Consider the following 4,871-nt stretch of genomic DNA (forward strand, 5'->3'; position numbering starts at 1 on the left):
TCATAGTCTTCGCCGTTTATCGATAAAACACCCGAGGGCATTTTTGCGATTTCCATCGGTACCTCTTGATAATAGTCCCCATCTTCCTTTGCCGCTGGGATACCCATTGACACATACTCGTTCTTGATATATGCTGCTGCTTTTTTTTGCCCTGGGCTTCCCGTATCCCGGCCCTCAAATTCATCAGAGGCATATATAAATAAGTGCTCTTTCAATTCATCGGCGGTTATGGTCTCTGCGAAGGTGATTTCGGCTGAAGAAGAAAGGGTTGTGGTTTTTTCCGGAACCGTGGTTTGGGAAGAATTACAGGCCATTGCCAATCCTACTATCCCTATAATCAATTTAGTCATGATCCTATGCTTTATCCAATGTCAAAAATAATGAAAACCGGAAGATAAGTGCTTAGGACAGGATGAATATCCGTGTTTTCTTTTTTACGGGGCATGCCTTGCATATTGGGTAGGCGAGATGCCCTTTAGCGCCTTGAATTGACGATTGAAGTTCGAAATGGAATTAAAGCCAGACCTTTCGGCTATTTGAGTAATGGGCAGATCAGAGCTCAGGAGCAACTGACATGCGTGTTCCAATCGAAGTTCAATTAAAAATTGGAAGAATGTTTTGTTGGTTTGTCTTTTAAAAAACCTGCAGAATGCATTCGGGGTCATAAAGGCAAGCTCGGATACAGTAAGAAGACTAATATCATTCTGAAAGGAATTGACAACAAAATCAAATACTGATTGTAAGCGCTGTCCATCTCGATTGCCGATTTGTTTTGGATACACAAACCCCGTAAGTGCTTCCCGTTTGGCCCCACAAAGAAGGCGGATCAACTGCAGAAAATCAGTGAAACGGGTTAGTTTATCCTGTTCCGGTATATGACAAACCAACTTCTGAACCGTTTCCTTTTGGGAAATCAATTTAAAACCATTCTTTGCGCTATCGAAAAAAGGCCTGAGGTCTTCCACTTCCGCTAGATCAAAAAAATGTTCCCCAAAAGAATTACGTGAAAAGAATAAGGAAATCATTTTTACCATACCGTTGGTCCTTTCACTTTGAAAGAGGTGTGGACAATTAGGGCCAATGACGAAAAAGTCATCAGGTTTGAAACGATGGACACTATCGCCCGTAATCAATTTTCCCTCACCTTTTAGAATCAGACTCATTTGCAATTCTTGATGTTGGTGCAATTGGTTGTAGAATGCTGTCGACTCGTCTACCTGAACGATCAGATTTTGGTTCAATGGCTTCGCTATCTTAAATGGTAGGACTTTCATAGGTTTAATATATGCAAAAATTGTATGTTTTTTATAGAAATATTACTAAAATATGATAAAATACGCATAGAATTGGCTAAGATTGATATATCTTTTGGGTTGGGTTCTGCAGTATTTTTGTAACTATTCAAAATCACATATTATGCAAGTACAATGGCAAGGCGTAATGCCAGCGGTAACAACCAAATTCAATGAAGACGATACCCTTGATTTAAAAATGTTCCGGGTGAACATAGAGGCACAGTTGTCCGCAGGGGTCAGTGGGATCATCCTGGGGGGTACCCTAGGGGAAGCGAGTACTTTGACCGATGATGAAAAACGAATCTTGATTCAGGAAACTGTTAAAATCGTTGATGGCAATGTCCCGGTTATCATAAACATTGCCGAACAGAGTACGAAAGATGCCATTGTCGCCGCCCAAAGGGCGAAGGAGTATGGTGCTAGCGGTTTAATGATATTGCCTCCCATGCGGTATAAGGCTACCGACCATGAAACCGTGGTCTATTTTAAGGCCGTGGCCAAGAGTACCGATTTGCCTATCATGATCTATAACAACCCTATTGACTATAAGATCGAGGTAACCCTTGATATGTTTGAGGAATTGGTAAAGGAATGCGATACTATCAAAGCGGTGAAGGAGTCAACCCGTGATATATCAAATATTACACGTATCAGGAATAGATTTGGGAATCGACTAAAAGTATTATGCGGTGTAGATACCCTTGCTTTGGAAAGCATGCTCATGGGCGCTGATGGTTGGGTGGCCGGCCTAGTATGTGCCTTTCCAGCTGAAACAGTGGCCATTTATGAATTGGTCAAGGCCGGAAGAATAACCGAGGCCATAGAGATCTATAGATGGTTCTTACCTTTGTTGGAATTGGATATCAGTCCTCAACTGGTACAGAACATTAAACTGGCAGAAGTCGGTACGGGAATCGGCACCGAAATAGTGCGGGCACCACGATTACCATTGCATGGTGCAGAAAGGGCTAGGGTACTAAAGCTTATCGAGGAAGGATTACGTACTAGGCCTCGTTTACCCGATTATAGGTCATTATCCAAAAGTGCTATTCAAGGATGATTTATTAAAGGGATTACCATAGGATTACGCGAAGAATTCGATACATTGGTAGTCGCATATTTTTAGGAAATCTGAACAAGCATAAAAATGATTACAGGAAAAAACTATATTGGTAATACCCTTTCTGCAAAAGGAACTAAAACGTACACTACTTTCAATCCGCAATTGAACCAGGAAAACAGCATCAGTTTTGTGGAGGCTACAACTAAGGAAATCGATCTGGCGGTACAATTAGCTACAAATGCCTATCCCCAATTCAGTGGGCTTTCAGGAACAAGAAAGGCTGAATTTTTAAATGCCATAGCCGATGAGATTTTGGCATTGGATGATTTATTGATCAAAACCTACTGTTCTGAATCGGGACTGCCTGAAGGCAGGGCGATCGGAGAAAGGGGCAGGACAGTGGGGCAATTGCGTTCCTTTGCAGAGATGGTAAAAGAGGGTTCATGGGTCGAGGCATCCATTGATACCGCCCTACCGGATCGAACGCCCGTACCAAAACCAGATTTGCGTAAAATGTTGATTCCATTGGGGCCTGTTGTTGTTTTCGGTGCAAGTAATTTTCCTTTGGCCTACTCCACAGCGGGAGGTGACACGGCCGCCGCACTGGCAGCAGGGTGCCCCGTGATCGTTAAATCGCATCCGATGCACGCGGGTACCGGTGAATTGGTCGCCTCGGCCATTATAAAGGCCGCTGCAAAGACCAAAATGCCCAACGGCGTTTTTTCCAATTTAAATAGTAGTGGGATTGAGGTTGGCGTGTCCTTGGTGAAACATCCGGGGGTAAAGGCCGTTGGTTTTACAGGAAGTATAAGGGGCGGTAGGGCATTGTTCGATTTGGCATCACAGCGCAAGGAACCCATACCTGTTTTTGCCGAAATGGGAAGTGTAAACCCGGTCGTTATTTTGCCGGAAGCAGCCAAAAAAAGGGGCGAGACCTTAGCAAACACCTATGCAAGTTCAATAACTTTGGGTTCGGGGCAGTTCTGTACCAATCCCGGATTGTTGCTCGGCATTAAAGGCGATGCATTGACGGCCTTTATCAAAAATCTTTCTGACGCCATTGTCAAGATAGAACCTTCATGCATGTTGCATCCGAATATCATAGGGGCCTATGAAAACAATAAGCAAAAAGCGGTTTCCCAGAGTGGCTTGCAGGTGGTCGCAGATTTCGGAGCAGGGGTTCAAAGCAATTATGCCAGACAAACGGTTACCACAGTGGAAGGTAAAACCTTTCTTGAAAACACAACCTTACACCAAGAGGTTTTCGGACCCTATTCCATTGTCGTCCAGTGTAAGGATAAGAACCAATTGGAACAGATCGTCGCGCATCTCGAAGGCCAGTTGACAGGTACCATCATTGCCGAGGAAGATGAACTAAAGGAATATAAGGAAATAGTCAGTGCCCTTCAGAACAGGGTAGGTCGATTGATATATAACGGGGTGCCCACTGGGGTGGAAGTTTGTCCGTCCATGCAGCACGGGGGGCCATATCCCGCCTCAACGGATAGTCGATTCACCGCGGTCGGCATACATTCCGTAAAGCGATGGGTGCGACCGATAAGTTATCAAGATTGGCCAGATAGCCAACTGCCGGATGCCTTGAAAAACTCCAATCCGCTAGGAATTTCCCGACTTGTGAATAACGAGAAGACGAATCGCAAACTATAATTTGTCCTGAGATGGCACGTAGTACCTTTACTTGTATTGATGGGCATACCTGTGGAAATCCGGTTAGGGTTGTGGCCCAAGGCGGGCCAGATCTTCAGGGCAGGAATATGAGTGAAAAACGGCAGCATTTTCTGAAAGAGTTCGATTGGATCAGAAAAGGATTGATGTTCGAACCTCGAGGTCATGATATGATGAGTGGCAGTATTTTTTATCCTCCTTCAAGTCCCGAGAATGATCTTGGTATACTCTTTATAGAAACCAGCGGTTGCCTGCCCATGTGTGGCCATGGTACCATTGGGTCGATTACCATAGGGATAGAAGAAGGTCTTTTGGTGCCCAAATCCCCAGGTAAGGTTCGATTGGAAACCCCCGCAGGCCTTGTACAGGTAGCCTATCAGCAAACAGGAAGTAAGGTTGATTGGGTCAAATTAACGAATGTAAAATCCTATTTGGCTGCCACTGGACTGACCATAGAATGCGAGGCATTGGGCGAATTGATATTTGATGTTGGATACGGGGGAAATTTCTATGCCATCATCGATCCACAGTATAATTTTACTGGGATTCAAGATGTTACGGCAAGTAAATTGATACAATACAGTCAAGAAATTAGAGGAAAGATCAATTTGAAATACCCCGGAATGTTTATACATCCCGAGGATCAAACCATCAATGGAGTAAGTCATATATTATGGACAGGCGATACCATTTCGCCAGAAGCTACGGCCCGCAATGCCGTGTTCTACGGGGATAAGGCCATAGACCGATCACCTTGTGGTACGGGCACGTCAGCCCGAATGGCCCAATGGTACGCCAAAGGGAAGCTAAAAATAGGACAGAATTTC

4 protein-coding genes and 1 pseudogene are annotated in these 4,871 nt (G+C 44.3%); 3 read left to right on the forward strand and 2 right to left on the reverse strand.

Annotated elements, in window-relative coordinates:
* Nucleotides 1-350, reverse strand: a pseudogene (locus WBM98_RS11500) (peptidase); the annotation flags it as partial.
* An 84-nt stretch (nt 351-434) separates the two neighbouring features.
* Nucleotides 435-1,274 carry an AraC family transcriptional regulator gene (locus WBM98_RS11505; protein ID WP_424366165.1) on the reverse strand — a complete coding sequence of 280 codons (840 nt, stop codon included), beginning with the start codon at nt 1,272-1,274 and terminating at the stop codon, nt 435-437.
* Nucleotides 1,275-1,416: 142 nt separating this feature from the next.
* Between WBM98_RS11505 and WBM98_RS11510 the strand changes: the two genes are divergently transcribed.
* The 3 genes from WBM98_RS11510 to WBM98_RS11520 all read left to right on the forward strand — a co-directional run.
* The gene (locus tag WBM98_RS11510; protein WP_424366166.1) at nt 1,417-2,355 is read left to right on the forward strand and encodes a dihydrodipicolinate synthase family protein; all 939 of its coding nucleotides are present in this window, start codon (nt 1,417-1,419) and stop codon (nt 2,353-2,355) included.
* An 87-nt stretch (nt 2,356-2,442) separates the two neighbouring features.
* Complete coding sequence (locus WBM98_RS11515) at nt 2,443-4,026, forward strand: aldehyde dehydrogenase (NADP(+)) (RefSeq protein ID WP_424366167.1); 1,584 nt, start codon at nt 2,443-2,445, stop codon at nt 4,024-4,026.
* 11 nt (nt 4,027-4,037) lie between these two features.
* Nucleotides 4,038-4,871: 4-hydroxyproline epimerase (locus WBM98_RS11520; protein WP_424366168.1), on the forward strand; the 834-nt coding region annotated here is incomplete at its 3' end.

Origin of the sequence: Maribacter sp. (genome assembly GCF_049667165.1) — a bacterium.
Taxonomy (GTDB): Bacteria; Bacteroidota; Bacteroidia; order Flavobacteriales; family Flavobacteriaceae; genus Maribacter_A.